We start from the raw sequence: 1,979 nt of genomic DNA, 5'->3' as shown, positions 1-1,979 counted from the left end.
ATCACTCTGGGCCATGCAAGAGGCTCCGCCCAAGGGTCTAACACCTGAATTAAGCCGACATGCGTAGTGGAGGCAAAAGGTGGCACGCTTTTCAGTGCCGCCTTTTGCTGGAACGAAGCATGTTCGGGCTTGAATGAATTGTTAGAGGGCTTGCGTTAAAGCTACGGCAGCTTTGAGTTCCAGCGTTAGTAACTTGACGCCCTTCTTCCATGCGGAACCGCACTCACGACAAAGCTCACTGTTGCGCTGTATATCCAGCAACGTCGAAACGGCATCTTCAAGTTCAGGTAGGTTTGGACGGTACGCTTGAACTTGTGGTTGATGCAGATCCTCAGGCAAGCGATTGATGTCGCCATGATGAAGAGCCGCAAGGATTGTTCCTGCGGCTATAGCAGCGAATGCCTCAGCTGATCCGGTATCGATATCTTCCTTGCCAATGCCGCTTCGCACAGCTTCTATGACATTCAGATCACCCACACCTAGTATCTCGGGCCACGCTATTTGGCTGAGCATCCACTCAGCGTGCTCGGCTGTCCTCACCACCTTATTCTCGCCCCGAGCTCGCTTGCCGCTGTATACCGCGTAGTCGGCAAACGACTGCAAGATAAGCATCTTCACCTCGGACGGGGATTTACTATCTGAGATGGCGCCGGCAAAATCTAAGGCACTGTCATTGCCGAATGGTTTGGTTGACCACGCTCCCATAATCTCTCCCTGAGCCCTCTAACACCTGAATTAAGCCGAGCCGCGAAGCGGCTTCGGCTTGAATGAATTGTTAGACGGCGCCCGACTCACTGAAGGCAGACCCCGGCCAGAATAACGGGGACGCAGACAGCGAACGCCCAAAGTGCCGCCTTTCGCAACGCAAGTTGAGAAGCGTTGTAGCCAGTGCCAGGGTAATCACGATCTTCCGTATCCATCGCTCGGCGAGCGGGAGGAATCAAGTAGACCACGATGTTGGTCAGCAGTAAGGCCGGACAAACCGCCGCGATGAGCGCAGGGACAAGAACTAACGCCGTATTCGGGCGCATGGGGCCTGCACCAAATAGGTGGGAAGCAGTAGGGTAAAGCGTGGTATGCAACGAAGAGGCTAGCCATGCAAGCGAAGCGGCAATGACTCCCCACAGCGGAAAGCCAAACAGCGGAAGGAGAAGGTTCCAGGCGCTTTTCCGTCGTTGTGACCGCTGGCGCGCATTAGCGAGCCAAGTACCGTCTTTCAGTTCTTCACCAAAGCGGGCGAGTTGGTCTTCTTCTTTTAGTGGTGCGTTTGACATCGGACCCTCCCGCGCCGTCTAACACCTGAATTAAGCCGACTTGCGTAGTGGAGGCAAGCGCGTGGCAGGCTTCTTATGCCACGCGTTTGCTGGAACGAAGCAAGTTCGGCTTGAATGAATTGTTAGGCCACGTCACGACGCAAAATAGAGCGCCGCAGGCAAGGCCCGCGAGTCCTCCACCAATCATATTCTCAAAGGACGGCTGGGACGTTTTGCTGAGAAGCCATAGGGCAGTTGGCAAAGCGAAAGCTCCCAAGGCAGCGGCGCCGCCGCACACGGAAAGCCAGGTTAGGCGGCCGGTGCGCTGAAGCCAAGCGACATAGGGGAGCCCAAGAACGGCCATGGAGATATAAGCGACGGGCACTCCGAAAACTAAGTAGATCAGCAGGATGGCTGGCAGATATTGCAGCCCGATTCGCCCTTGAGAAATAGAATCGGAGATGAGCTGATAGAGCAACAGTGCGGGTGGCCCGCCAAGTGGCGCAACAAGCGCGCCTACAAGTATTGGTCTACGGGTCAGCGATAAATTCATATGCGGGGCCTAACACCTGAATTAAGCCGACATGCGAAGTGGAGGCAAAAGGTGGCACGCTTTTCAGTGCCGCCTTTTGCTGGAACGAAGCATGTTCGGCTTGAATGAATTGTTATATGGCTATCCGTGACTGCATAGCAGCCTTGGGTTGGTTGCATCAGTTGGTGAAAGCT

The 1,979-nt window shown here is 54.8% G+C and carries 3 protein-coding genes; all 3 read right to left on the bottom strand.

Annotated elements, in window-relative coordinates; translation table 11 throughout:
• Positions 1 to 141 precede the first annotated feature (141 nt).
• Positions 142 to 705: a DUF4259 domain-containing protein gene (locus tag G7B67_RS12950; protein WP_166213087.1), complete on the bottom strand. Its 564-nt coding sequence runs from the start codon at positions 703 to 705 to the stop codon at positions 142 to 144.
• A gap of 86 nt (positions 706 to 791) precedes the next feature.
• Positions 792 to 1,274: a hypothetical protein gene (locus G7B67_RS12945; RefSeq protein ID WP_166213085.1), complete on the bottom strand. Its 483-nt coding sequence runs from the start codon at positions 1,272 to 1,274 to the stop codon at positions 792 to 794.
• 73 nt (positions 1,275 to 1,347) lie between these two features.
• The gene (locus G7B67_RS12940; protein WP_166213083.1) at positions 1,348 to 1,806 is read right to left on the bottom strand and encodes a hypothetical protein; all 459 of its coding nucleotides are present in this window, start codon (positions 1,804 to 1,806) and stop codon (positions 1,348 to 1,350) included.
• Positions 1,807 to 1,979 lie beyond the last annotated feature (173 nt).

Source organism: Cognatiluteimonas telluris, from assembly GCF_011320095.1.
Taxonomy (GTDB): Bacteria; Pseudomonadota; Gammaproteobacteria; order Xanthomonadales; family Xanthomonadaceae; genus Cognatiluteimonas; species Cognatiluteimonas telluris.
This window is presented reverse-complemented; position numbering and strand designations above follow the sequence as displayed.